The organism is Variovorax sp. MSC1_012 (genome assembly GCF_023667525.1).
In the GTDB taxonomy this organism is placed as follows: Bacteria; Pseudomonadota; Gammaproteobacteria; order Burkholderiales; family Burkholderiaceae_C; genus Variovorax; species Variovorax beijingensis_B.
The window spans coordinates 1,957,325-1,981,573 of sequence record NZ_CM174443.1 but is presented as its reverse complement, the minus strand read 5'-3'; the positions used below and the strand labels follow the sequence as shown (position 1 = coordinate 1,981,573).

General features: G+C 67.2%; 29 protein-coding genes. 19 read left to right on the top strand and 10 right to left on the bottom strand.

Annotation, left to right across the window (positions count from 1 at the left end; all coding sequences use genetic code 11):
- Positions 1 to 12 precede the first annotated feature (12 nt).
- Genes hflK through L1081_RS09360 form a run of 6 tightly spaced genes read left to right on the top strand, consistent with a single transcriptional unit; the run spans position 13 to position 5,614 of the window.
- Positions 13 to 1,383, top strand: a complete 1,371-nt coding sequence (hflK, locus tag L1081_RS09385; RefSeq protein ID WP_319432059.1) for an FtsH protease activity modulator HflK — start codon at positions 13 to 15, stop codon at positions 1,381 to 1,383.
- A gap of 16 nt (positions 1,384 to 1,399) precedes the next feature.
- Positions 1,400 to 2,305: a protease modulator HflC gene (hflC, locus tag L1081_RS09380; RefSeq protein WP_489416171.1), complete on the top strand. Its 906-nt coding sequence runs from the start codon at positions 1,400 to 1,402 to the stop codon at positions 2,303 to 2,305.
- 18 nt (positions 2,306 to 2,323) lie between these two features.
- Entirely contained in the window at positions 2,324 to 2,512 is a 189-nt protein-coding gene (locus tag L1081_RS09375; RefSeq protein WP_021006983.1) for a DUF2065 domain-containing protein, read from the top strand.
- A gap of 43 nt (positions 2,513 to 2,555) precedes the next feature.
- Positions 2,556 to 3,716 carry an ATP phosphoribosyltransferase regulatory subunit gene (locus L1081_RS09370; protein WP_489416170.1) on the top strand — a complete coding sequence of 387 codons (1,161 nt, stop codon included), beginning with the start codon at positions 2,556 to 2,558 and terminating at the stop codon, positions 3,714 to 3,716.
- Between the two features lie 23 nt (positions 3,717 to 3,739).
- Entirely contained in the window at positions 3,740 to 5,071 is a 1,332-nt protein-coding gene (locus tag L1081_RS09365) for an adenylosuccinate synthase (protein ID WP_012747317.1), read from the top strand.
- 18 nt (positions 5,072 to 5,089) lie between these two features.
- The gene (locus L1081_RS09360) at positions 5,090 to 5,614 is read left to right on the top strand and encodes a phosphoribosyltransferase family protein (RefSeq protein WP_489416169.1); all 525 of its coding nucleotides are present in this window, start codon (positions 5,090 to 5,092) and stop codon (positions 5,612 to 5,614) included.
- 104 nt (positions 5,615 to 5,718) lie between these two features.
- Here L1081_RS09360 and L1081_RS09355 read toward each other — a convergent pair whose 3' ends face one another.
- Both L1081_RS09355 and L1081_RS09350 read right to left on the bottom strand, forming a co-directional pair.
- Positions 5,719 to 6,180, bottom strand: a complete 462-nt coding sequence (locus L1081_RS09355) for a VOC family protein (protein ID WP_489416168.1) — start codon at positions 6,178 to 6,180, stop codon at positions 5,719 to 5,721.
- A 90-nt stretch (positions 6,181 to 6,270) separates the two neighbouring features.
- Complete coding sequence (locus L1081_RS09350) at positions 6,271 to 7,113, bottom strand: helix-turn-helix domain-containing protein (RefSeq protein ID WP_489416167.1); 843 nt, start codon at positions 7,111 to 7,113, stop codon at positions 6,271 to 6,273.
- 75 nt (positions 7,114 to 7,188) lie between these two features.
- Between L1081_RS09350 and L1081_RS09345 the strand changes: the two genes are divergently transcribed.
- A complete protein-coding gene (locus L1081_RS09345; protein ID WP_489416166.1) occupies positions 7,189 to 8,382 on the top strand; it encodes a cystathionine beta-lyase in 1,194 nt (397 codons plus the stop codon).
- Positions 8,383 to 8,495: 113 nt separating this feature from the next.
- Positions 8,496 to 8,699 carry a hypothetical protein gene (locus L1081_RS09340; RefSeq protein WP_047785064.1) on the top strand — a complete coding sequence of 68 codons (204 nt, stop codon included), beginning with the start codon at positions 8,496 to 8,498 and terminating at the stop codon, positions 8,697 to 8,699.
- A 75-nt stretch (positions 8,700 to 8,774) separates the two neighbouring features.
- On the opposite strand, the gene L1081_RS09335 is transcribed toward L1081_RS09340, so the two are convergent.
- On the bottom strand, positions 8,775 to 9,446 hold the full coding sequence (locus L1081_RS09335; protein ID WP_489416165.1) for a GDSL-type esterase/lipase family protein: 672 nt from the start codon (positions 9,444 to 9,446) through the stop codon (positions 8,775 to 8,777).
- On the opposite strand from L1081_RS09335, the gene L1081_RS09330 reads away from it, so the two are divergent.
- The 3 genes from L1081_RS09330 to rlmB are packed head-to-tail and all read left to right on the top strand — an operon-like array spanning position 9,445 to position 11,924.
- Positions 9,445 to 10,167: an ABC transporter ATP-binding protein gene (locus tag L1081_RS09330; protein WP_012747325.1), complete on the top strand. Its 723-nt coding sequence runs from the start codon at positions 9,445 to 9,447 to the stop codon at positions 10,165 to 10,167. The genes L1081_RS09335 and L1081_RS09330 overlap by 2 nt on opposite strands.
- On the top strand, positions 10,164 to 11,144 hold the full coding sequence (locus tag L1081_RS09325; protein ID WP_489416164.1) for a hypothetical protein: 981 nt from the start codon (positions 10,164 to 10,166) through the stop codon (positions 11,142 to 11,144). The genes L1081_RS09330 and L1081_RS09325 overlap by 4 nt, the downstream gene beginning before the upstream one ends.
- A 33-nt stretch (positions 11,145 to 11,177) precedes the next feature.
- Entirely contained in the window at positions 11,178 to 11,924 is a 747-nt protein-coding gene (gene rlmB / locus L1081_RS09320; protein ID WP_489416163.1) for a 23S rRNA (guanosine(2251)-2'-O)-methyltransferase RlmB, read from the top strand.
- A gap of 30 nt (positions 11,925 to 11,954) precedes the next feature.
- Here the strand turns inward: rlmB and L1081_RS09315 are convergent, their stop codons facing one another.
- Both L1081_RS09315 and L1081_RS09310 read right to left on the bottom strand, forming a co-directional pair.
- Positions 11,955 to 12,125, bottom strand: a complete 171-nt coding sequence (locus tag L1081_RS09315; RefSeq protein WP_021006995.1) for a hypothetical protein — start codon at positions 12,123 to 12,125, stop codon at positions 11,955 to 11,957.
- A gap of 111 nt (positions 12,126 to 12,236) precedes the next feature.
- Entirely contained in the window at positions 12,237 to 12,824 is a 588-nt protein-coding gene (locus L1081_RS09310) for a helix-turn-helix domain-containing protein (RefSeq protein WP_489416162.1), read from the bottom strand.
- Between the two features lie 61 nt (positions 12,825 to 12,885).
- On the opposite strand from L1081_RS09310, the gene L1081_RS09305 reads away from it, so the two are divergent.
- Positions 12,886 to 13,407 (top strand): GNAT family N-acetyltransferase, encoded by a 522-nt coding sequence (locus tag L1081_RS09305; RefSeq protein WP_489416161.1) that lies wholly within the window; start codon positions 12,886 to 12,888, stop codon positions 13,405 to 13,407.
- A gap of 59 nt (positions 13,408 to 13,466) precedes the next feature.
- Here L1081_RS09305 and L1081_RS09300 read toward each other — a convergent pair whose 3' ends face one another.
- From L1081_RS09300 to L1081_RS09290, 3 genes are all read right to left on the bottom strand, one after another.
- The gene (locus L1081_RS09300) at positions 13,467 to 14,438 is read right to left on the bottom strand and encodes an aldo/keto reductase (protein ID WP_489416160.1); all 972 of its coding nucleotides are present in this window, start codon (positions 14,436 to 14,438) and stop codon (positions 13,467 to 13,469) included.
- A gap of 33 nt (positions 14,439 to 14,471) precedes the next feature.
- On the bottom strand, positions 14,472 to 15,059 hold the full coding sequence (locus tag L1081_RS09295) for a chromate transporter (protein ID WP_489416159.1): 588 nt from the start codon (positions 15,057 to 15,059) through the stop codon (positions 14,472 to 14,474).
- A 100-nt stretch (positions 15,060 to 15,159) separates the two neighbouring features.
- A complete protein-coding gene (locus L1081_RS09290; RefSeq protein ID WP_489416158.1) occupies positions 15,160 to 15,750 on the bottom strand; it encodes a chromate transporter in 591 nt (196 codons plus the stop codon).
- An 88-nt stretch (positions 15,751 to 15,838) separates the two neighbouring features.
- On the opposite strand from L1081_RS09290, the gene L1081_RS09285 reads away from it, so the two are divergent.
- Positions 15,839 to 16,750, top strand: a complete 912-nt coding sequence (locus tag L1081_RS09285) for a YhjD/YihY/BrkB family envelope integrity protein (protein ID WP_489416157.1) — start codon at positions 15,839 to 15,841, stop codon at positions 16,748 to 16,750.
- A 12-nt stretch (positions 16,751 to 16,762) separates the two neighbouring features.
- Here the strand turns inward: L1081_RS09285 and L1081_RS09280 are convergent, their stop codons facing one another.
- Positions 16,763 to 17,314, bottom strand: coding sequence for a DUF924 family protein (locus L1081_RS09280; protein ID WP_489416156.1), 552 nt, complete (start codon positions 17,312 to 17,314; stop codon positions 16,763 to 16,765).
- A gap of 116 nt (positions 17,315 to 17,430) precedes the next feature.
- On the opposite strand from L1081_RS09280, the gene L1081_RS09275 reads away from it, so the two are divergent.
- From L1081_RS09275 to L1081_RS09250, 6 genes are all read left to right on the top strand, one after another.
- Positions 17,431 to 17,880, top strand: coding sequence for a CHRD domain-containing protein (locus tag L1081_RS09275; RefSeq protein WP_489416155.1), 450 nt, complete (start codon positions 17,431 to 17,433; stop codon positions 17,878 to 17,880).
- 49 nt (positions 17,881 to 17,929) lie between these two features.
- Positions 17,930 to 19,138 carry a patatin-like phospholipase family protein gene (locus L1081_RS09270; RefSeq protein ID WP_489416154.1) on the top strand — a complete coding sequence of 403 codons (1,209 nt, stop codon included), beginning with the start codon at positions 17,930 to 17,932 and terminating at the stop codon, positions 19,136 to 19,138.
- A gap of 64 nt (positions 19,139 to 19,202) precedes the next feature.
- Positions 19,203 to 19,985, top strand: a complete 783-nt coding sequence (locus L1081_RS09265) for a 3-hydroxybutyrate dehydrogenase (RefSeq protein WP_489416153.1) — start codon at positions 19,203 to 19,205, stop codon at positions 19,983 to 19,985.
- A 125-nt stretch (positions 19,986 to 20,110) separates the two neighbouring features.
- On the top strand, positions 20,111 to 21,118 hold the full coding sequence (locus L1081_RS09260) for a tripartite tricarboxylate transporter substrate-binding protein (protein ID WP_489416152.1): 1,008 nt from the start codon (positions 20,111 to 20,113) through the stop codon (positions 21,116 to 21,118).
- A gap of 43 nt (positions 21,119 to 21,161) precedes the next feature.
- Entirely contained in the window at positions 21,162 to 21,635 is a 474-nt protein-coding gene (locus L1081_RS09255; protein ID WP_489416151.1) for a tripartite tricarboxylate transporter TctB family protein, read from the top strand.
- A 16-nt stretch (positions 21,636 to 21,651) separates the two neighbouring features.
- Positions 21,652 to 23,160 carry a tripartite tricarboxylate transporter permease gene (locus tag L1081_RS09250; protein WP_489416150.1) on the top strand — a complete coding sequence of 503 codons (1,509 nt, stop codon included), beginning with the start codon at positions 21,652 to 21,654 and terminating at the stop codon, positions 23,158 to 23,160.
- Here the strand turns inward: L1081_RS09250 and L1081_RS09245 are convergent.
- The gene (locus tag L1081_RS09245; RefSeq protein ID WP_489416149.1) at positions 23,147 to 24,109 is read right to left on the bottom strand and encodes a GNAT family N-acetyltransferase; all 963 of its coding nucleotides are present in this window, start codon (positions 24,107 to 24,109) and stop codon (positions 23,147 to 23,149) included. The genes L1081_RS09250 and L1081_RS09245 overlap by 14 nt on opposite strands.
- Between the last annotated feature and the right edge of the window lie 140 nt (positions 24,110 to 24,249).

Genomic DNA, 24,249 nt, shown 5'->3' with positions numbered 1-24,249 from the left:
GGGTTTCTGGGCATGTTCAACCTGAACGATGGCCGATGGGGCCGTGGCGACGAGCCGTCGTCCAACGGCGACCGCCCGACCGGCAACCGGCCTCCCGACGCAGACCCGCCGGGCGCGCCGACGCCACCGCCTTCGGGCAACAACAACGGTAACGGCAACCGCCCCCGCGGCCAGGGCCCGAACCAGGGGCCGCCCGACCTCGACGAACTCTGGCGCGACCTCAACCGCAAGCTGGGGGGCTTCTTCGGCGGCAAGGGCGGCGGCAATCGCCCCAGCGGCGGCGGCAATGGTGGTGGCGGCAACGGCTATCGGCCGGACATGAAGAATGCCGGCTTCGGGCTCGGATTGGTCGCGGCGGTTGCCGTTCTCATCTGGCTTGGGACCGGCTTCTTCATCGTGAACGAAGGCCAGCAGGCCGTGGTGACGCAGTTCGGCCGCTACAAGTCGACGGTGAATGCCGGCTTCAACTGGCGCCTGCCGTACCCCATTCAGCGCCACGAGGTGGTGGTGACCACGCAGATCCGCTCGACCGACGTGGGCCGCGACGCCATCGTGCGTTCGACCGGCCTGCGCGAGTCGGCCATGCTGACCGAAGACGAGAACATCGTCGAAATCAAGTTCGCCGTGCAGTACCGCCTGAGCAATGCGCAGGCCTGGCTCTACGAGAGCAAGTCGCCGGCCGAAACCATCGTGCAGGTGGCCGAGAGCTCCGTGCGCGAAGTGGTCGGCAAGATGAAGATGGATGCGGCGCTGGCCGAGGAGCGTGACCAGATCGCCCCGCGCGTGCGGCAGTTGATGCAAACCATCCTCGACCGCTACAAGATCGGTGTCGAAGTCGTCGGCATCAACTTGCAGCAGGGGGGGGTGCGCCCTCCCGAGCAGGTGCAGGCAGCGTTCGACGATGTGCTCAAGGCCGGCCAGGAGCGCGAGCGCACCAAGAACGATGCACAGGCCTATGCCAACCAGGTCGTGCCGCTTGCCGCCGGTACATCCTCGCGTCTCAAGGAAGAGTCCGAAGCCTACAAGGCGCGCATCGTCGCGCAGGCACAGGGCGATGCCGGCCGCTTCAGTGCGGTGCTGGCCGAGTACCAGAAGGCGCCGCAGGTCACCCGCGACCGCATGTACACCGACGCCATGCAGCAGATCTATGCCAGCACCACCAAGGTGCTGGTCGATACCAAGCAAGGCTCCAACCTGTTGTACCTGCCGCTCGACAAGCTCATGCAGCTGAGCGGCAGCAACCCGGCCGCAACGCCGGTCGATGCGGCCAGTCCCAGCGTGGCGGGTACTGCGCCAGCCCAGTCGTCGGTGATTCCGGTGGTGCCGCCATCGAGCGAGAGCCGCGCCCGCGATGGCCGTTCGCGTGATCGCGACGTGCGTTGAAAAGGCCAGGAAGAACATGAACAGAATCGGATTCATCGCCTCGTCGATCCTCGTCTTGCTCGTGCTGCTGAGCTCGACCCTCTTCGTGGTCGACCAGCGCCAGTTCGGCGTGGTCTATGCCCTGGGCCAGATCAAGAGCGTCATTACCGAGCCCGGCCTCAACTTCAAGCTGCCGCCGCCGTTCCAGAACGTGTCGTACATCGACAAGCGGCTGCTCACGCTCTCCAGCCTCGACACCGAGCCGATGCTCACGGCCGAGAAGCAGCGTGTGGTGATCGACTGGTACGTGCGCTGGCGCATCACCGATCCGCAGGCCTACATCCGCAACGTCGGCCTCGACGAAAACGCGGGCGCCACGCAGCTCAACCGCGTGGTGCGCAACGCGTTCCAGGAAAACATCAACAAGCGCACTGTGCGCGACCTGATCTCGGTGCGCCGCGAAGCGCTGATGGCCGACGTGCAGCGCGAAGTGCTGGCCGTGGTGAAGGGCTCCAAGCCCTGGGGCGTGGACGTGGTCGACGTGCGCATCACGCGTGTGGACTATGTGGAAGCCATCACCGAATCGGTTTACCGCCGGATGGAGGCCGAGCGCAAGCGCGTGGCGAATGAACTGCGTTCGACCGGCACGGCTGAAGGTGAAAAGATCCGCGCCGACGCCGACCGCCAGCGCGAAGTGATCGTGGCGAACGCCTACCGCGATGCCCAGAAGATCAAAGGCGAGGGCGATGCCCAGGCTGCCGCTGCGTACAGCGAGGCCTTCGGCCGCGATCCGCAGTTCGCGCAGTTCTACCGTAGCCTGGACGCCTACAAGCAGAGCTTCAACAAGAAGAGCGACGTGATGGTGCTCGACCCGTCGTCGGACTTCTTCCGCGCCATGCAGAGCGCTGGCACGCCCGCAGGCAACGCTCCTCCACGCCGCTGATCCGGCGCCGGGCCGCCCGTGAGCGCCGAAATCTTCTGGAGTGCGCTGGCGCTCGTCCTGGTGATCGAGGGCATCCTGCCTTTCGTCTCGCCGGGCGGGTGGCGGCGCGGTTTCGGGCAGCTCATGCAGCTGCGCGACGGCCAGTTGCGCTTCTTCGGACTCTGCAGCATCTTGATGGGTTTGGCCCTTCTTTGGCTGCTGGGGTAGCGCGGCCCGGTAGAATCCCGGTTTAACCACGCCCCCGATCCCCATGTCCGCCTGGGTCCTCCCGGATCACATTGCCGATGTGCTGCCTTCCGAGGCGCGCCACATCGAAGAACTTCGACGCCAGCTGCTCGATACCGCCCGTGGCTATGGCTACGAGCTGGTGATGCCGCCGCTGCTCGAGCACCTCGAGTCGCTGCTGTCCGGCACCGGCGAGGCGCTCGACCTCCAAACCTTCAAGCTGGTCGACCAGCTCTCCGGCCGCAGCATGGGCCTCAGGGCCGACACCACGCCCCAGGTGGCGCGGATCGATGCCCACCTGCTGAATCGCGAAGGCGTGGCACGGCTGTGCTATTGCGGACCGGTGCTGCACACCCGCCCCGACCGGCCGCACGCCACGCGCGAGCCGCTGCAGTTCGGGGCCGAAATCTATGGTCATGCGGGGCTCGAGGCCGACACCGAAGTGCTGCTGCTGGCGCTCGATTGCCTGCATGCGTCGGGCCTGAAGGACGGCGTGATCGTCGACCTGGCGGATGCGCGCATCGTGCGGGCGCTGTTTGCCGGCGTGCCGGTCGATGCCGCCATGCTGGCGCGCGTGCATGCGGCGCTGGTTGCCAAGGATGCGAGCGAGCTGCATGCGCTGACGCGCAATTTCCCGGCTTCGTCGCGCGACGGGCTGCGCGCACTGGTCCAGCTGTATGGCGATGCGTCGGTGCTCGACGAGGCCGCCAAGGCCCTCAAGGGCACGCCGGCCGTGAGCGCGGCGCTGGACGGATTGAAGCAACTGGCCGCGAGCCTCGGCGCCGATCCGGCGCGGCAGATCAGTTTCGACCTGGCCGACCTGCGCGGCTACGCCTACTACAGCGGCATGCGTTTCGGCATCTACGTGCCGGGCGCGGCCGATGCGCTGGTGCGCGGCGGGCGCTACGACGAAGTCGGCGCCGTGTTCGGCCGCAACCGGCCGGCGGTCGGCTTCAGCCTGGACGTGCGCGAACTGGTCGGCGTGCTGCCGGCGCGTCCGCTGCGTGCCGCCATCCGCGCGCCCTGGAGCGATGCAGCCGGCCTGCGAGATGCCATTGCCGGGCTGCGCAAGGCCGGCGAGATCGTGGTCCGCGTACTGCCGGGCCACGGCAGCGAAATCGATGAATTCCATTGCGACCGCGAGCTCGTCGAGCACGCAGGGCAATGGCAAGTCCGAGCCATCTGAATTTTTGAAGTAATGGAACGAGCATGAGCGTAACCACCGGAAGAAACGTGGTCGTCGTCGGCACCCAATGGGGCGATGAAGGCAAGGGCAAGCTGGTCGACTGGCTGACGGAAAGCGCCCAGGGCGTGGTCCGCTTCCAGGGCGGCCACAACGCGGGCCACACGCTGGTCATCAACGGCGTGAAGACCGCGCTGCACCTGATTCCCAGCGGGATCATGCGGCCGGGCGTCAAGTGCTACATCGGCAACGGCGTGGTGCTTTCGGCTGCCAAGCTGTTCGAGGAAATCGAAGGGCTGGAGAAGGCCGGCGTCGAGGTGCGTTCGCGCCTGCGCATCAGCGAAGCCTGCCCGCTGATCCTGCCTTTCCACGCGGCGCTCGACATCGCACGGGAAACGTACCGCGAAAAGGGCGGCGTCGAGAAGATCGGCACCACCGGCCGTGGCATCGGCCCGGCCTACGAAGACAAGATCGCGCGCCGCGCGCTGCGCGTGCAGGACCTGAAGCACCCGGAGCGTTTCGCGACCAAGCTGCGCGTGCTGCTCGACCTGCACAACCATGTGCTGACGCAGGTGCTCGGCGCGCCCGCCATCGACTTCGACCTGGTGTTCGACGAGGCCATGCGCCATGCCGCGCTGCTCAAGCCGATGATGGCCGACGTGTCGCGCGAGCTGAACGACGCGCACAAGGCCGGCGCCAACCTGCTGTTCGAAGGCGCGCAGGGCACGCTGCTCGACGTCGACCACGGAACCTATCCGTACGTCACATCGAGCAACTGCGTGGCCGGCAATGCCGCTGCGGGTTCGGGCGTGGGCCCGGGCATGCTGCACTACATCCTGGGCATCACCAAGGCCTATTGCACGCGCGTGGGCGGCGGTCCGTTCCCCACGGAACTCGACTGGGCCACACCGGGCACGCCGGGCTACCACATGAGCACCGTGGGCGCCGAAAAGGGCGTCACCACGGGCCGCAGCCGCCGCTGCGGCTGGTTCGACGCCGCGCTGCTCAAGCGCTCGGCGCAGGTCAACGGCCTGTCAGGCCTGTGCATCACCAAGCTCGACGTGCTCGACGGGCTCGAAAAGCTCGAGCTGTGCACCGGCTACGAGCTCGACGGCGAGACCACCGACATCCTGCCCATGGGCGCAGATGAAATCGAGCGCTGCACGCCCATCTACGAGACCCTCGAAGGCTGGAGCGAGAGCACCGTCGGCGTCACGCAGTACGACAAGCTGCCTGTGAACGCACGGCTCTACCTGCAGCGCATCGAGCAGATCACGGGCGTGCCGATCCACATGGTTTCCACGAGCCCTGATCGCGACCACACGATCATGATGCGCCACCCCTATCTCGCCGACTGAACAGGACCGAACCAGACCATGTTGACCGAAGACGGCAAGCATCTCTACGTCAGCTACGACGAGTACCACAATCTGATCGAGAAGCTCGCGATCAAGATCCACCAGTCGGGCTGGCAGTTCGACACCATCCTGTGCCTCGCGCGCGGCGGCATGCGGCCGGGCGACGTGCTTTCGCGCATCTTCGACAAGCCGCTGGCGATCATGTCGACCAGCTCGTACCGCGCCGATGCCGGCACGGTGCAGGGGCATCTGGACATCGCGCGCTTCATCACCACGCCCAAGGGCGAGATTGCCGGCAGGGTGCTGCTGGTGGACGACCTGGCCGACTCGGGCCACACGCTGCATGCGGTGATGGACATGCTGCGCAACAATTACAAGCCGATCACCGAACTGCGCAGCGCGGTGATCTGGACCAAGGCGCTGTCGACCTTCACGCCCGACTACTCGGTCGAGTACCTGCCGACCAACCCGTGGATCCACCAGCCCTTCGAAGGCTACGACTCGCTCGGTGCCGAGAAGCTGCTGGAGAAGTGGTCGGTTTAAGACCTCCCCCGAAGCGCCTTCGGCGCCTTCCCCCACTGGGGGGGCGCAACCGGCGGCCCGGCAAAGCCGGTTCCGAGGGGGTGCTGGACTGGGCGCTTTGAGATTTACGAGTCGCGGGGCGCAGCCGTGTCGAACATCGCGGTGTAGCGCCGCTGCATTTCTTCCGGCGTCAGCTTCTCGATGCTGTGGCCTACGTTCCAGCGATGGCCGAAGGGGTCGCGGAACACGCCCGATCGCTCGCCGTAGAACTGGTCCTGCGGCGCCATGTCGAGCGTGGCGCCGGCCGCCACGGCACGCGCCACCACGGCGTCGGCATCGTCCACGTGCAGGTGCAGCGTCACTGCGGTACCGCCCAGCGTCTTGGCGCTGCGGATGTTGTACTCGGCGAACTCGTCCGAGATCATGAGGATCGCGCCGTTGTGGAAGTCGAGCTCCGCATGGCCGATGCGGCCGCTCGGCTCGGTGAGCCGGAAGATCTCCTTGACTTCGAAGACCTTGCAATAGAAGTCGATGGCGGCGCCGGCATCGTCGACGCAGAGGTAGGGGAACAGTTCGTGGATGGCCATGTCGATGTCCGCTCGGGTTGATGGGATGCCGGCGATTCTGGCTGCCGCGGCACGCATCGTCTTGAACAAAATTGACCTGCCGGCAGGGGCTCAGACCTGCACGTGGCGCGAGGACATCGGGGCCGCGCGCCGATAGGCCTCGGGCGACATGCCGGCGATCGCAAGGAATTCGCGGCTGAAGTGCGCCTGGTCGCTGTAGCCGGCATCCAGCGCCAGCTCGACCCAGGGCTGGGCCGGATTCAGTGCGAACTGCCCGATCACGCGGTCGAAGCGCAGCATGCGCGCGTACTGCTTGGGTGCGATGCCGGTCATGCCGCGAAAGAGTGCGATGAAGCGCCGGTGGCTGTAGCCGCTCTGCCTCACCAACTCGCGTATCGCGCCGGTTTTGGGGTCGCCGCCGGCGCCGGTCAGGCCGGCCAGCGCCTGCGCCACCGCGGGGTGCAGGCCATGCGCGGCGGAGGCGGACAGGCGCGCGCTCAGCAGGGCATCGAGGATCGCGAGCTGACGCGCGAGGGAGACGGTGCCGTGGAGTTGCTCGAGCGCGAAGCCCGCGTTCGCTCCCCAGAGCGCTTCGAGCGGCGTGTGGCACCCGGCCAGTGCGTCTTCCGGTGCGCCGAGCAGCGCCCTGGCCGCGCCCGGTTGCAGCATCACGCCGACCGAGCACGTCTCGACCGACACGTCGCGCACGAAAAACGCGCAGCGGGTCCCGCCCACCATGGCGTAGCCCACCGTGTAGCCGTGCGTGTCGGCGTCGTCGCGGAACAGGCGCAGCGGCGGTCCGGCGAGCCGGAACACCAGGTGCATGCCCCCGGTGGGCAGCACATGCTCGCGCGCGCCCGGCTGCTCGGCGGCCGCACCCGCGGGGGCCGAGGCCCACATCAGCCGCACGTAGGGCCGAAGGCAAGGGGAGGGCAGTCTCGTCAGCTGCGGCATGGCGTGGCTCTCGAGGAAAACAGGCAGTTGCCCATCGGCGCATTGTGCGGCGGATTGCCGCGCTAGCATCGGGCCATGAGCAAGCCTTCCACGACCCTGATCCACCACCCCTACAAGCCCCCCGCCAACTTCGCCGCGCCGCAGCCTGGCATCTACAAGGCATCGACCGTGTTCTTTGCCGATGTGGCCGCGATGCGCGCGCGCGACTGGAAGACCAAGGCCGGCTACACCTACGGCCTGCACGGCACGCCGACCACCTTCACGCTCGAGGAACGCCTGGCCACGCTCGAAGGCGGCACCGAGTGCCTGCTGGTGCCGAGCGGGCTTGCCGCCATTTCGCTGGTTTCCTTCGCCTTCCTGAAGAGCGGCGACGAAGTGCTGATTCCCGACAACGCCTACGGCCCCAACAAGGCACTGGCGACCGGCGAACTGGCCAACTTCGGCATCACGCACCGCATGTACGACGCGATGAACCCGTCCGATCTGGCCGCCAGGCTCTCGGACCGCACGCGGCTGGTGTGGCTCGAGGCGGCGGGCTCGGTGACGATGGAGTTTCCCGACCTGCCGGCGCTCGTGAAAGCCTGCCGCGCGCGCGGCGTGGTGACGGCGCTGGACAACACCTGGGGCGCGGGCCTGGCATTCGCGCCCTTCGATTTCAACGGCAGCGGGCAGGGCGTGGACATCTCGGTGCACGCGCTCACCAAATACCCGAGCGGCGGCGGCGACGTGCTGATGGGCAGCGTGGTCACGCGCGACGAGCGGCTGCACCGCGCGCTCAAGCTCACCCACATGCGCACGGGCTTCGGCGTCGGCGTCGGCGACGTGGAAACGCTGCTGCGGTCGCTGCCGAGCATCGGGCTGCGCTATGCCGCGCACGACCGTTCGGCGCGCGAGCTGGCGCGCTGGCTCGCCGGCCGCGAGGAAATCGCGCAGGTGCTCCATCCCGCACTCGAGGAGTCGCCCGGCCATGCGAACTGGCGTGCGCTGTGCGGCGCCACGGATCTGGCGGCCGGCCTGTTCTCGGTCGTGTTCGACGAAAGCTACAGCACCGAGCAGGTCGACCGCTTCTGCGACAGCCTGAACCTGTTCCGCCTCGGCTATTCGTGGGGCGGCCCGGTGAGCCTGGTGGTGCCCTACGACATCGGCTTGATGCGCGATGCCAGCGTGGCGCACTGGCCGCACAAGGGGACGCTGGTGCGCTTCTCGGTCGGCCTGGAGGATGTGGAAGACCTGCGGGCCGACCTGCGGCAGGCGCTCGCGCGGATGTAAGCGAAGTTTTCCGGATGCAGGGCGAGTCCGCTCCGCGGGCTTTGGGTGCACCGTTATCGCTTACAGTTGGATGACACGCAGTCGCTTTGACTGCCTCGTTCAAGGAGAGAACAGTGGCAACACCCAATTACGGCTACGAAAAGCGCCAGAAGGAGCTGGCCAAGAAGAAGAAAAAGGAAGAGAAGCTCCGCGAAAAGGCCAATCGCAAGCTCTCCCCGAGCAGCGAAGGCCTGGCCCCGGGTGACCCGGAAACCGACGTGGCCTCGCTCGAACGCGATCCGCCGACGGTGCCCGATCTGCCGACCAAGAACGGCTGATCCCAAATCAAGGCTCTCGACAAAAAAGCCGCTGCGGGCCCTCGGGCCTGGAGCGGCTTTTTTGTTTCCGCAGGCCTACTTGGCCGCGAGCAGTTTGCGCAGCTCCGGCCAGACGTTGTCAAGCAGCTGCGGCTGCGCGGCGGCCGTGGGATGGATGCGATCGGCCTGGAACAGCGCAAGCGCGTCGGGCGCGTCGGCCACGCCCTTGAGCAGGAAGGGCACCAGCGCCGCCTTGGTGGTGCTGGCCACCTTGCCGAACACGGCCTCGAAGCGCCGCGTGTAGTCGCCGCCGTAGTTGGGCGGCACCTGGATGCCGACGATCAGCACCTTGGCGCCCGCCGCCTGCGCTGCCTTGGTGATCTGCAGCAGGTTGTCCTCGGTGTTCTGCAGCGGCAGGCCTCGCAGCGCGTCGTTGGCGCCCAGCTCGACCACCACGTGGCTGGGCTTGTGCTGCGCCAGCAGCGAGGCAAAGCGGGCGCGTCCACCCGAACTGGTGTCGCCGCTGATGCTGGCATTGACCACCGTGGCCGGGATTTTCTGCTCTGCGAGCCGCTTCTCGAGCAGGGGCACCCAGCCTTCGCCGCGCTTCAGGCCGTATTCGGCGCTCAGCGAATCGCCGAGCACCAGGATGACCGGTTTGCCGGGCGCGGCGGCCTGCGCATGGCCCGCCGTCCAAGCCCCTGCACTGCCGAATGCTGCAGCGCTCAAGATAAAGTCACGTCGTTTCAAAACGAAAAGCCTTTCCATGTCCCAACCCCCGTCTGATGCCATTGTCGCAGTCGAGCATGTGTTCAAGTCCGTGACCGACTCGACCGGTACGCTCGACATTTTGCAGAACATCGATTTCACCCTGGGTGCGCGGGAAACCGCCGCCATCGTCGGTGCCTCGGGTTCGGGCAAGAGCACCTTGCTGTCGATCATTGCCGGGCTCGACACGCCCACGCGCGGCACCGTCAGGCTCGCGGGCGATGACATTTTCGCCATCGACGAGGACGAGCGCGCCGCGCTGCGCGCCCAGCGCGTGGGCTTCGTGTTCCAGAGCTTCCAGCTGCTGGGCAACCTGAGCGCGCTCGAGAACGTGATGCTGCCGCTCGAACTGGCCGACCGCAAGGACGCGCGCAAGGCCGCCACCGAGATGCTTGGGCGCGTCGGCCTCGGGCAGCGGCTCGGCCACTATCCCAAGGTGCTTTCGGGCGGCGAGCAGCAGCGCGTGGCGCTGGCCAGGGCCTTCGTGGTGCAGCCGGCCCTGCTGCTGGCCGACGAGCCCACCGGCAGCCTCGACTTCGCGACCGGCGAGCAGGTCATGCGGCTGATGTTCGACCTCAACCGCGAGCTCGGCACCACGCTCGTGCTGGTCACGCACGACCGCGGCATTGCGGCCCAGTGCGAGCGCCGCATCACCATCGAGGCCGGGCGCATGGCGCTCAATGAGTCGACGCCTGTGCTGGTGGCTTCGCTGCAGGCATGATCGTTCCCCAGTTTTGGGCCGAAGGCCGCATCCAGGAGCAGGTGGCGGGCAAGCAGATCACGGTGCGGCGCTACGGCTGGTCCGATGAAAGCCCGATCGCCGCACAGGCGCATGCCGACCAGCGCACGCAAGAGGCGTTCGAGCGCATCGCCGCGGGCGAACAGCTCAACCGCCGCGAGCGCAAGCTGGCCTACAACGGGGCCGAAGGCGTGCCCATCCGCGAAGAGATCGTCGAGCGGCAGGGCGATACCGTCATCACCCGCAACAGCTACGGCGCGCGCTGCCTCAACACGCCCGACGTGTTGTTCGTCGACATCGACTTCGACGAACCCCTGCGCGGCAGCGTGTTCGGCTTTGCGCTGGTGCCTGCGCTGATCGCGGGCATCGTCGGCGGCTGGACCGCCAAGACCTGGCTGGGCGGGCTGATCGCGGCCGTCGTGGTCTTTGCCGTGGCCTACCGCATCGGCTTGGCCAGGAAGCGCGGCGAGGCCAGCGGCAACCCCACGCCCGAAAAGCGCGCGGCCGAGCGCATCGGGCGCTTCGTCCACCAGCACCCCGACTGGCACCTGCGCCTCTACCGCACGCCGGCCGGCTTCCGGGTGCTGGCGATGCACGACGTCTTCAGCCCGGCCGACATGGCGGTGGCCGACTGTTTCCATGCGCTGGGCGTCGACAAGGTCTATGCGCGCATGTGCCGCAACCAGAACTGCTTTCGCGCCCGCCTGAGCGCCAAGCCCTGGCGCATCGGCATCGGCGAGCACCTTCGGCCGCGGCCGGGCGTGTGGCCCGTGTCCCCCGAGAAGCTGCCGCTGCGCGACGCCTGGGTCGCGCGCTACGAAAAGGCCGCCGAAGGCCATGCCGCCTGCCGGTACCTGGAAAGCGCCGGCAACAGCGCACGGGTGCATCCGAACGCGCTGGCCGTGCAGGAACTGCACGACGAACGCACCCGCGCGCACAGCGGATTGCCGATTGCCTGAAGGACGGGGCGTGCAGGCCTCGATAATCGGAGGATGTCTTCCCCCAAAGTGATCTTCGGCTTCCATGCCGTAGGCGTGCGCATCAAGACCGCGCCGAAATCGGTGCTCGAAGTGATGTTCGACACCAGCCGGCGCGATGCGCGCATGAAACAGTTCATCGCACGCGCGCAAGAAGCCGGCGTGCGGCTGGTCGAGGCCGACGGGCTGCGGCTGGCCAAGCTCAGCGGCAGCCATGGCCACCAGGGCGTGGTCGCGCGGGTCGAACCCATTGCGCAGGTCCGTTCGCTCGATGAGCTGCTCGAAGGCCTGGAGGAGGCCGGCACCGTGCCGCTCTTGCTGGTGCTCGACGGCGTAACCGATCCGCACAACCTGGGCGCCTGCCTGCGCGTGGCCGATGGCGCCGGGGCGCATGCGGTGATCGCGCCCAAGGACCATGCGGCTGGCATCAACGCCACCGTGGCCAAGGTGGCGAGCGGCGCCGCCGAAACGGTGCCGTACTTCATGGTGACCAACCTGGCGCGCACGCTGAACGAACTCAAGGAACGCAGCATCTGGTGCGTCGGCACCAGCGACGATGCGCCCGGCACCCTCTACCAGAGCGACTTCAAGCGGCCGCTGGCGCTGGTGCTCGGCGCCGAAGGCGAGGGCATGCGCCAACTCACCCGCAAGACCTGCGACGAGCTCGTGAGCATTCCCATGGCGGGCGCGGTCGAGAGCCTGAACGTTTCCGTGGCCAGCGGCGTGTGCCTCTACGAGGCCATGCGGCAGCGCAGCGCCTGACGCAGCACTGCGATCGGGGCGCGGTTCAAGTCAGGAGGGGTCCTTGCTCCGCGTGCGGGCCACCGCGCTGAAGATGCCGATGCCCAGGATGATCAGCGCACCGATCCCGATGTAGAGCGTCGGTACGCCGGCCACCGAGGCGCCCCAGGCGACACCGGCGAGGAAGATCAGAAAACCGATCATGTAGAGCGCAAAGGACATGCTTGTTCCCCCGGAAGCTTTTGATGCCTTGGAGTATCCCGGCCGGCCCCCTCGGCGGCACAGGCCGTCGTCTCCAGTCGCTGTGGGAACTTGCCTACTACTTCCGCGCCGCTATGCGGGGGAGGCGACCAGCAGGTAGCGGCAGCCCGCGCGCCCGAGCGCCTTGAAGGCCAGCGGGCGGTCGACGCCGAAATCCAGGCAGTCGCCGGGCGTGAGTTCGAAGCGCTCGTCGCCGTAGTCCACCCGCAGCGCGCCTTCGAGCATCCACAGGCACTGCCGGTAGGGCTTGCCGCTCCAGCGCGGATAGGCGACCTGCGCCGAGCGCGGCAATTCGATCTCGACCATTTCGACGCCGCCGCTCGCAGCGCGCTCGACAACCTGCCGCCGCAGGTAGCCCGCCGCGGGATCGCGCCAGACCTCCTGTTCGGCCCGGGTGCGCAGCCGGCGCGGCGAGCCCTTGTCCTCCGTCAGCAGCTGTGCGAGCGGCACGCCCAGGCCCGCGGCCAGCCGGCCCAGCAGCACGGCCGTCGGGCTGCTTTCCGCGCGCTCCACCTTCGAGATCATGGCCTTGCTGACGCCGGAGAGTTCGGCCAGCTCGGCCAGGCTCAGCGCCTTGGCCTGGCGCAGCGCGAGGAGCCGGCTGGCGATGAGCGAGTCGATGCCGGAGGGCTCGGCGGGCGGAGATGAATTGTTTCTCATATGAGATTATTATTCTCCTATATTGGACAGACTGAAATTGAACAACCTGAAAGGAACGAACATGCGCCTGGTCCCCTGTACCGAGGAAGCCCACGCGGGCGCCATCCTTGCCATCCTCAACGAGGCCATCGCCAATTCGACCGCGCTGTATGACTACAAGCCGCGCACGCCCGAGAGCATGGTGGCGTGGTTCGCCACCAAGCGCGCCAACGGCTTTCCCGTGGTCGGCGCGGAAGACGACAGCGGCAAGCTGCTGGGCTTCGCGAGCTACGGCACGTTCCGCGCCTTCCCGGCCTACAAGTACACCGTGGAGCACTCGGTGTATGTCGAGGCGGGCCACCGCGGTGCGGGCCTCGGCCGCACACTCATGGAGAGGATCATTGTCGAAGCCGTGGCGCGCGACGTGCACGTCATGGTCGGCGCCATCGATGCCGCGAACGCCGGCAGCATCGGGCTGCACGAGCGCCTGGGTTTCGAGCATGCCGGCACCGTGCGGCAGGCCGGGTTCAAGTTCGGCCGCTGGCTCGACGTGGCCTTCTACCAGCGCATTCTCTCGACGCCGCTGAATCCGGTCGACGGCTAGCGCGAACCGGATCGGCACGAACTACTGCATCGGCGCCAACAAGCGCATCGCGCGTCCGGTCAGGCGTCTGCAGGGGTCTCGGCGCTGGCCCGGTCCAGCATCTGGATGGTGCCGGCATCGAGCTTCAGCTGGGTGGCAACCACCAACTCCTCCAACTGGGCGATGGAGCTTGCGCTGGCGATCGGTGCCGTGACCGAAGGGCGTGCGATCTGCCACGCAATGGCCACCTGGCCCGGCTTGGCGTTGTACTGCTGGGCCACCTTGTCGAGCGCCTCGAGAATGCGCAGGCCCCGCGGGTTCAGGTACTTCTTGGTGGTGCTGGCGCCGCGCGCGCTCTTGGAGGCGTCGGCCTCGGTGCGGTACTTGCCGGTCAGGAAGCCGGCCGCCAGCGCATAGAAATTGATCACGCCCACTTCGCGCTTCAGGCACAGCGGCTCCAGCTCGTCTTCGAACACCGCCCGGTCGTAGAGGTTGTACAGCGGCTGCAGGCTCTCGTAGCGCGCAATGCCCAGCCGTTCCGACACGTCGAGCGCCTCGGCCAGCCGCGGCGCGCTGTAGTTGGAGGCGCCGATGGCGCGCACCTTGCCGGCCTTGATCAGTTCGTCGAAGGCCTGCAGCGAATCTTCGAGCGGCGTGGCGGCATCGTCGTCGTGCGACTGGTACAGGTCGATGAAGTCCGTCTGCAGGCGCTTGAGCGAGGCTTCCACCGCTTCGCGGATGTAGGTCGGCGCGAGGCCCGACTTGCCTTCGCCCATCGGCTTGCCGACCTTGGTGGCCAGCACCACGCGGTTGCGCTTGCCGCTTTGCTTGAGCCACTTGCCGATGATGGTCTCGGATTCGCCGCCGGTGTGGCCCGGCACCCAGGCCGAATAGACGTCGGCGGTGTCGATGAAGTTGAACCCCGCGTCCAACCAGGCATCGAGCAGGCGGAACGAGGTGGCCTCATCCGCCGTCCAGCCGAACACGTTGCCGCCGAAGGCAAGCGGTGAAACCAGGAGGCCGGAGCGGCCGAGCGAGCGGAGTTGCGACATGAGTTTGTTTCCTGAAAGAGAACGAAGATCAGATCAGACGAAGCCCACGGCACCGAGCAGCGCACCCGCGCCCAGCAGCCAGAGCAGGTGAATGCGCGTGCGCCAGACGATAAGCGCGGCCACCGCGGTCAGCAGCCACAGATGCCATGCAGGCGCGTCGCCGGCATGGTTACCCGCCGCCAGCACCCAGCCGGTGGCGATCAGCAGGCCCACCACCACCGGCGCCATGCCCTGCTTGAAGGCGCGCACGCCGCGGCGGTCGCGGTTGCGGTGGCCCCAGCGCGTGGCCAGGTAGGTGAGGGTGGTGCTTGGCAGCATGATGCCGAGCATGGTGACCATGAGCCCGAACAGGCCCAGCAGCCAGGCACCTGGCCCCGCACCGATGCCGCCGCCCGCGTTGAGCCCGACGTTCCAGCCCATCAGCGCGACGAAGAGCACGTTCGGTCCCGGCGCGGCCTGGGCGATGGCCACCGAGGAACTGAACTGCGCCTCGGTGAGCCAGCCGTGCTGCGCAACGAGGTAGCGGTGCATGTCGGGGACGGTGGTGATGGCGCCGCTGATCGACAGCAGCGACAGCAGCAGGTACTGGCCGAAAAGCGCGAGCCAGTCGTGCCATTGCATGGCGATGGTCACTGTGTGGCCCCCACGCTCGGCACTGGCGTGTCCTCGCTGCCCCCCGAGGGGGCCTTCGCACCTTGGGGCGGCCCGGCGGTGCTGGCGCTCATGGACCGATCCTGCGCCAGGTCCAAGCGCACGCCACGCTGCCCACGGCCAGCAGCACCCAGCCGAGCGGCACCTTGAACAGCGCGATGGCGCCGAACACCAGCGCGACGAATGCCAGGCAGGTGGCAAAGCCCAGCGGGTGCTTGCGCAGCTGCGGAATCAGCTTGATGCCGGTGGCGGCGATCAGCCCGCCCGACACCGCGCCCATGCCGCGTAGCGCGGCGGCCACCTGCGGGTTTGCCGCGTAGTGGGCATAAAGAACGGCCAGCACAAGAATGACGACGAGCGGTATCGCGAGCATGCCGGCCACCGCGGCAATGGCGCCGCGCAGGCCGAAGTAGCGGTCGCCGATCATCAGCGCGAGGTTGATCACGTTCGGCCCCGGCATCACCTGGGCCACGGCCCAGTCTTCCAGGAACTGCTCGGGCGTGAGCCAGCGCTTCTTCTCCACCATCTCGCGCTGGACGATGGCGAGCACGCCACCGAAGCCCTGCAGCGCAAGCCAGGTGAATGAAACAAAAAGGTCGCGTGGCGACTTCGGTTGCGAAGGGGCGGGCGGCGCCGCCGCGCCTGAAGGAGACGGATGCATGTGGGTGCGATTATCGTAGCCAGGCCTGCAACATGCCGGGCATCGGGCTGACATGCCCCTGCATCACTCAACGGGAGACTCCACCGCCATGCAAATCCGCGCGCTCTTCGATCTCTGCAAGCAGGCCGTCGCCTCCTGGTCCAACGACTACGCCCCGAGCATGGGCGCCGCACTGGCCTACTACACGGTGTTCTCGATTGCGCCGCTGCTCTTGATCGTGATCTCGGTGGCCGGCCTGGTGTTCGGCCAGGAGGCCGCGCGCGGCGAGATCTTCGCGCAGCTTTCCGGCCTCATGGGCGAGCAGGGCGCAGCCGCGGTGCAGGGCATGCTGCAGGCGGTCAACAAGCCGGCCGAAGGCATCGTGGCCACGGTGGTCGGCATCGGCCTGCTGGTGATCGGCGCAACCACCGTCTTCGGCGAACTGCAGGACGCGCTCGACCGCATCTGGCGGGCACCGGCGCGCACCAAGAGCAAAGGCATCTTCAACCTGCTGCGCGTGCGGGCGCTGTCGTTCAGCATGATCATGGCCATCGGCTTCCTGCTGATGGTGTCGCTGGTGGCCAGTGCGGCGCTGGCGGCGCTCAGCAAGTGGTGGGCGCCGGTGTTCGGCGGCTGGGCCGCGCTGGCGCAGGCGGTGAACTTCGTCTTCAGCTTTGCGATGGTGACGGTGATCTTCGCGATGATCTACAAGATCATGCCGCGCACCAAGGTGCAGTGGCGCGACGTGTGGGTGGGCGCGGCGGTCACCGCGCTGCTGTTCACCATCGGCAAGCACCTCATCGGCCTGTACATCGGCAAGAGCAGCGTGGCTTCGGGCTACGGCGCCGCGGGTTCGCTGGTGGTGGTGCTGGTGTGGGTGTACTACTCGGCGCAGATCTTCCTGCTTGGGGCCGAATTCACCTGGGTGTATGCCAAGACCTATGGCTCGCTCAAGGACATGGGGCGCCGCGGCGATGCGAATCCTTCGCCGACGCGCTCGGATCCGCTGCCGCAGCGCTAGGGCAGGCCCTGGCTATCCCGCGAAGCCGCCCTCGTCGAGGAAGCGCTGCTCCTCGGCGCTGCTGGTGCGCCCGAGCAGCTTGTTGCGGTGCGGAAAGCGGCCGAAGCGCGCAATGATGTCGCGGTGCAGCACCGCAAAGCGTTGGGTGTTGGCATCGAGCGCCGCATTGAGTTCGACCGAGCGCTGCTGGTCGTCCAGCGACTCGGAGTGCATGAAGGGCAGGTAGAAGAAGCGCCGCAGGTCTTCGCCGGCCTTCAGGTCGAAGCCGGCTTCGATCGCCTGGCGGGCGATGGCCAGCGCCTTGGCGTCGGTCGCCAGCATGCGGGCGTTTCCGCGCCAGGTGTTGCGTGGAAACTGGTCGAGCAGCACCAGCAACGCCAGGGCGCCCTCGGCGTTCTGCGCCCAATGGTCGAGCCCGCCGCGCGCGGCGGCTTCGTGGGCGGCAAGAAAGCGCCCGCCGAATTCGGCGTCGAAGGCTTCGTCCTTGGCAAACCATCGTTCGGGTCCGGCATGGCGCCAGAAGTCGACGATGTCACGGGCGGTGGGCAGGTCGGCAGGGTTCATTGCCGCATTCTCTTTCAGCCTGCGCCCGGCCTGCAAAGTCGCGGTCGTGGCCGACAAGGCGATTGGCAAGGCCTGCCTATGCTTTAGCGGTTTTCATAACTCAGGAGATAAAGCTCATGACCCGATATGGCAGCTTTTTGCGCGCAACCCTCATCGCCGGCGTGGCCAGTGCCGCGCTGGCCGGCTGCGGAATGATGTCCAGGTCGAACACCGCGAGCTTCAGCGGCGCGATGAACGCCGCCAGCGAAGTGCCGCCGAACATGACGCGCGGCAGCGGCCTGGCGGAGGCCTGGCTCAACCGGGACACCAATGTCCTGAAGTACAAGATCACCTACAGCGGCCTGAGCGGCCCGGCTACGGCCGCGCACTTCCACGGCCCTGCGGCCGCGGGCGCCAATGCCGGCGTGGTGCTGCCCTTTGCCAACGCCGCCAGCCCGATCGAGGGCCAGGCCACGCTCACGCCGGCGCAGGCGGCCGACCTGATCGCCGGCAAGTGGTACGCCAACATCCATACCGCCGCCAATCCGGCCGGCGAAATCCGGGGACAGATGCTGCCCAAGATGTAAGGGGCAGTGGTCAGCTTGCGGCAGCCGGGCTGGTGTCAAATGACGCCATATGACGACGAAGACCCCCGGTAAGCCACGTGCCGCAAGCAGGAAAACCCTCAACACCTTCGAGGCCCGCCGCGAAGACATGCGCGCCGCGCGCAAGGCGCTGGTGCTGCAGGGCGGCGGTGCCCTTGGCGCCTACCAGGCCGGCGTGTATGCCGCGCTCAGCGAGACCGACCTGCAGCCGCACTGGATTGCCGGCGTCTCCATCGGCGCCATCAACGCGGCGCTGATCGCGGGCAACGCGCCCGACAAGCGGGTCGAACGGCTGCGCGAGTTCTGGCACCTGGTGTCTTCCGGGCCGGCGCAGCGCCTGCCCTCATGGCTGGGCGACCGCGCCACGCAGAACCAGTGGAGTGCCAGCATGGCGATGCTGGTGGGCATTCCAGGCTTCTTCGAGCCGCGCTATTCGCCCGCGCTGCTGATGGGCGCCGCGGCGCCGCTCCTGAGCTACTACGACACGACGCCGCTGAAGGCCACGCTCGAGCGCCTGGTCGACTTCGACCGCATCAACGCTTGCGAGGCGCGCTTCAGCGTAGGCGCGGTCGACGTGCGCACCGGTAACTCGGTGTACTTCGACAACACACGCCAGCGCATCGGCCCCGAGCACATCATGGCCAGCGGCGCGCTGCCGCCGGGCTTTGCGCCCGTCAGCATCGATGGCGACGATTACTGGGACGGCGGCATCGTCTCGAACACGCCGCTGCAGTACGTGCTCGACATCCATCCGCGCTCCGAGCCGCTGGTGGTGCTGCAGGTCGATCTTTTCAATGCACGCGGCGAGATGCCGCGCACGCTGTCGGGCGTGATGGAGCGGCAGAAGGACATCACCTATTCGAGCCGCACCCGCATGAACACCGATGCACTGGCCGCCAACCTGAACCTGCAGCAGGCCATTGCCGACCTGATCTCCAAGCTGCCGGCGCACCTGCGCAACGACCCTTCGGTGCTCGCGGTGCAGGCCGAGCTCACGCACCATCCGATCGACATCTTCCACCTGATCTACCGCGACAAGCCCTACGAGGTCGAATCGAAGGACTACGAGTTCTCGCGCGCCGCCGTCGAAGAGCATTGGGAGGCCGGCGCGCGCGACATGCGGCGCACGCTGGCGCATCCCGAGACGCTGCGCAGCGACGCCACCGTGAACGGCGTGACCACCTTCGACCTCGGCGAGCCCGGCGTGGAGCGCGTCAAGCGTCCCGGGCTGTCGCGCTGAATGCGAACTGCGATCGCCTGATTCCTGCAATCCCGTTTTCTTTTCAACCTCAAGGACATTCACCATGCAACTCAAGGACAAGGTCGCCTACATCACCGGTTCGGCCAGCGGCATCGGCAAGGAGATTGCCATTCTGTTTGCGCGCGAGGGTGCCAAGGTCGTCATTGCCGACCTCAACAAGCAGGCCGCCGACGCCACCGCGGCCGAGCTCCAGGCAACGGGCGCGCAGGCCCTGGGCGTGGCGGTGGACGTGACCAGCGAAGAGCAGGTCGATGCCTCGGTCGAAGAGGCGGCCAAGGCCTTCGGCGGCATCGACATCCTGGTCAGCAACGCGGGCGTGCAGATCGTTCATCCGGTCGAGGAATTCAGCTTTGCCGACTGGAAGAAGATGCTCGCGATCCACCTCGACGGCGCCTTTCTCACCACCAAGGCCTGCCTCAAGCACATGTACGCCCAGGGCCGCGGCGGCAGCGTGATCTACATGGGATCGGTGCACTCCAAGGAAGCTTCGCTGCTGAAGGCGCCCTACGTCACCGCCAAGCACGGCCTCATCGGCCTGGCCAAGACGGTTGCGAAGGAAGGCGCGAAGCACGGCGTGCGCGCCAACGTGATCTGCCCGGGCTTCGTGCGCACGCCGCTGGTCGAGAAGCAGATTCCCGAGCAGGCGAAGACGCTCGGCATCACCGAGGAACAGGTCATCAAGAACGTGATGCTGAAGGAAACGGTCGATGGCGAATTCACCACCACCGACGACGTGGCGCGCGTGGCGCTGCTGTTCGCGGCCTTCCCGACCAATGCGTTGACCGGCCAGTCGCTGGTGGTGAGCCACGGCTGGTTCATGCAGTAGCGAAAAGACGCCGCCTCGCGCGGCGCACGATGGTTCACCCTAATGTCTCTGGCGAGCGAACTGTGAGAAAAACCTGCTTGCCGTTCAATCGTCATACCAATGACTTTCGTCAGGAGACAAAAACCATGCGTGTTCGTTCCGCCGGCTTCTTTTCGCGCCGCTCGTTCGTGTCCCATGCCGCAGGCGTCGCAGCAGGGCTCGCGCTGTTTGCAGCGGCCGCGCCCGCGGCTGCCCAGGCTTATCCGAGCCGGCCTGTCACGCTGATCGTTCCCTGGGGTGCGGGCGGCGGCACCGATGCCACGGCGCGCATCATCGCGAGCCTGCTCGAAAAGGAACTCGGCCAGCCGATGACGGTGGTGAACCGCACCGGCGGCAACGGCGTGGTGGGCCATGCGGCCATTGCCGCCGCACCGCCTGACGGCTACACCATCGGCATGGCCACGGTCGAGATCGGCATGATGCACTGGCAGGGGCTGACGCCGCTGACCAGCGCCTCGTACACGCCGATCGGCCTGGCCAATCTCGATCCGGCCGGCATCCAGGTGCGGGCCGACGCGCCCTACAAGACCGTGGCCGAACTGCTGGCGGCCATCAAGGCCAGTCCCGGCAAGCTCAAGGCCTCCGGCACGGGGCAGGGCGGCATCTGGCACCTGGCCATCGCGGGCCTCTTGCGCGACCAGAAGATCGATCCTGCGGCCGTGCCGTGGGTGCCGAGCAATGGCGCGGCGCCGGGCCTGCAGGATGTGGTCGCGGGTGGCGTCGACATCGCGCCGGTCTCGCTGCCCGAGGCGCGTTCGCTGATCGATGCGGGCAAGATCAAGAGCCTTGCGATCATGAGCGACAAGCCCTCGGCGCTGTATCCCAACGTGCCCACGCTCAAGGCGGCCATCGGCAGCGACTGGTCGATGGCCGCCTGGCGCGGCATCGTCGCGCCCAAGGGGCTTCCGGCCGACGTGCGCGACAAGCTCGCGGGTGCGCTCAGGAAAGTGGTGGCGAGCAAGGAGTACACCGACTTCATGGCCTCGCGCGGATTTGGCGTGATCTATGCGGGCCCCGACGACTTCGCCGCCTACATGGCCAAGTCCGATGCCGAGCTCGGCGCCACGATGAAGGCCGTGGGTATCGTCAAGTGAGCGCCGGACGGCGCACGCCCGCGCCGGGCGGAGGTGCGGCGCGATGAAATTCAACGACGCGATCTTCGGTGCGATCCTGCTGGCGCTCGGTATCGTGGTGCTTGCCGTGGTGCGGGGCTATCCGGGCATACCGGGCCAGCAGGTGGGGCCGGCGCTGTTTCCGGGGCTCCTGGCCATCGGGCTGTGCATCTGCGGTGCGATGCTGCTGGCCAAGGGCTGGCGCGAGCGCCGCGCCGCGGCCTGGGTGCGGCTCGGCGACTGGGCCGCTTCGCCGCGCCACGTGCTGGCCGCCGCGCTGGTCATTGGCGCGGTGCTGTTCTACATCTTCGCCTCCGAGCGGCTCGGCTTCCTGCCGACCGCGGCGATCTCGCTGCTGGCGCTGATGCTCGCCATGCGCGTGCCGCCGGGCCGCGCACTGTTGATTGCGCTGATTGCCACGCTGGTGATCCATACCGCGTTCTCCAAGCTGCTGCGCGTTCCGCTTCCCTGGGGCGTCCTGACACCCATCGCCTGGTAACCGGAAACATCCATTCATGTCGGCAGCACTCTTGCAGGCTTTCTCGATGGTCTTCGAGCCCTACACCATTCTCGTGATGGTGCTGGCCTCGCTCTATGGCCTGTTCGTCGGCGCGGTACCGGGGCTGTCCGCCACCATGGCGGTGGCGCTGCTGGTGCCGGTCACCTTCTTCATGCCGCCGATTCCGGCCATCGCGGCCATGGTGACGGCCACCGCCATGGCCATCTTCTCGGGCGACATTCCGGGCTGCCTGCTGCGCATTCCGGGCACGCCTGCGTCCGCCGCCTACACCGACGAAGCCTTCGCGATGACGCGCAAGGGCATGGCCGAGACGGCACTGGGTGCGGGGCTCGTGTTCTCGGCCGTGGGCGGTCTTTTCGGCACGGTGGTGCTGATCGTGGCGGCACCGGCGCTCGCCGACTTCGCGCTCAACTTCAGTTCCTTCGAGTACTTCTGGCTCGTGCTGCTGGGGCTGACCTGCGCGGTGTTCATCACCTCCGACCGGCCGCTCAAGGGAATGATCACGCTGCTGCTCGGCCTGCTGGTGGCCTGCGTGGGGCTCGGCAATCCGGCGGGCTTTCCGCGCTTCACCTTCGGCAATGCGGAGATGACCGGCGGCATCGGCATGATCCCGATGATGATCGGCATGTTCGCCGTCTCGGAGGTGATCCGCTTCGCGCTCGACACGCTGCCGCCCGGCGAGATCGTGGTCGAGAAAGTGGGGCGCGTGCTCTCGGGGCAGTGGGCGCTGGCCAAAAAATACCCGGTGCAGATACTGCGTGGCAGCGTGCTGGGTACGGCAGTGGGTGCGCTGCCCGGCGCGGGTGCCGACATCGCGGCGTGGATGTCGTACGCCATGAGCAAGAAGTTCTCCAAGGAGCCCGAGAAGTTCGGCACGGGCCATGTCGAAGGCATTGTCGAATCGGGTTCGGCCAACAACAGCGCGCTGGCCGGCGCTTGGATTCCGGCGCTGGTGTTCGGCATTCCGGGCGACTCGATCACGGCCATCGTGATCGGCGTGCTCTACATGAAGAACCTCAATCCGGGGCCGACGCTGTTCACCACCAACCCGCAGAACATTTATGCGGTGTTCATGCTGTTCATCATCGCCAACATCATCATGATTCCGCTGGGCATCCTGTGCATCAAGGTGTCCAAGCGCATCCTGCGGGTGCCGCGCAACGTGCTGATGCCGCTCATCCTGCTGTTCTGCATCGTCGGCGCGTTCGCCATCAACAATTCGCTGTTCGACGTGGGCGTGATGCTCGTCGCAGGCATCGTGGCCTACCTGCTCGAGGAGAACGGCTTTCCCATTGCGCCGGCGATCCTCGGCGTGGTGCTCGGCGGCATGCTCGAGGAGAACTTCATCACCTCGATGATCAAGTCGGACGGCAACCTGGCCGGCTTCGTGTCGCGGCCGATTGCCGCTTCGCTGGCGGTCGTGGTGCTGCTGGTGTGGCTTGCGCCCTTGCTTCGAAAGCTATGGATCAGAAGCCGGCGAACCGCTTCGTCTACTGCAGCTTGAGTGACCAGGTCTCGCCGACCAGCTGCTGGCCGAAGCCTTCGTAGGGCTCGGACTTGTCCAGCTTGAAGCCGCGCTTGGCGTAAATAGCGCGGGCGGCTTCCAGGCAGCTGTTGGTCCAGAGCACCATCTTGCGATAACCCTTCGCACGCGCGAAGGCAATGCATTCATCGGTCAGGCGTGCGCCCAGGCCCAGGCCGCGCGCCGAGGGCGAGAGCAGCAGCAGGCGCAGCTGGGCCGTGGAAGCCGACTTGCGCACCACGAAGATCGCGCCCACGCGTTCGCCATCGAGCTCGGCGATCCAGCACTTCTCCCACGCGGGCTGGAACTTGCGCACGAACTGGGCCACGATGTCGGCCACCAGCGCCTCGAACTCGCTGTTCCAGCCGTACTCGCGCGCATAGAGTTCGCCGTGCTGCTGCACCACCCAGCCCATGTCGCCGGGCAGCGGGTCGCGCAGCACGATGGTGCGCGTGCGCGCCGCAGGGGCCGCAGCGGGATCGAGCACGCGCTCGATGCGGGCCATGGCGTCGATCACCTGCTGGCGCTCGTGCGGGGGCATCGGCGCAAGCAGCGCGGCCGCCTCGTCGCGCGATTTCTGTTGCAGCGGCGCAAATGCGGCGTGGCCGGCTTCGGTGAGGTGCAGCACGCTTTGCCGCGCGTCGCGCGGGTGGGGCGCGCGCGTGAGCCAGCCGGCCGCCTCGAAGCGGCGCAGGATGCGGCTCATGTAGCCGGCGTCGAGCCGAAGGTCGCGGCCGATCTCGCTGGCCACGGGCGTTTCCCGGTGGGCCAGTTCGTACAGCACCCGGACATCGGTCAGCGACATGTCGCTGCCAAGGTAGGGGTCGAGCACGCCGATGCGGCTCGTGTAGAAGCGGTTGAAGCGCCGGATTGCCTTGACGGCGACGGCGTCGGGCGGAGGCGAATTGTCCTGAATGGTTGCTGTTGTCATATTAATGATTGACTGAGGCAACCATTTAAAGGCCTTGCTTCAGGCGCGTCAACAGGCGCCAGCGCGACAGAAGTGGTGGAAAACCCTAAAATCGCGGGTTGCCCACTGCAGCGCCGTGCCCGCCAAGCCGCCGCTGCCAA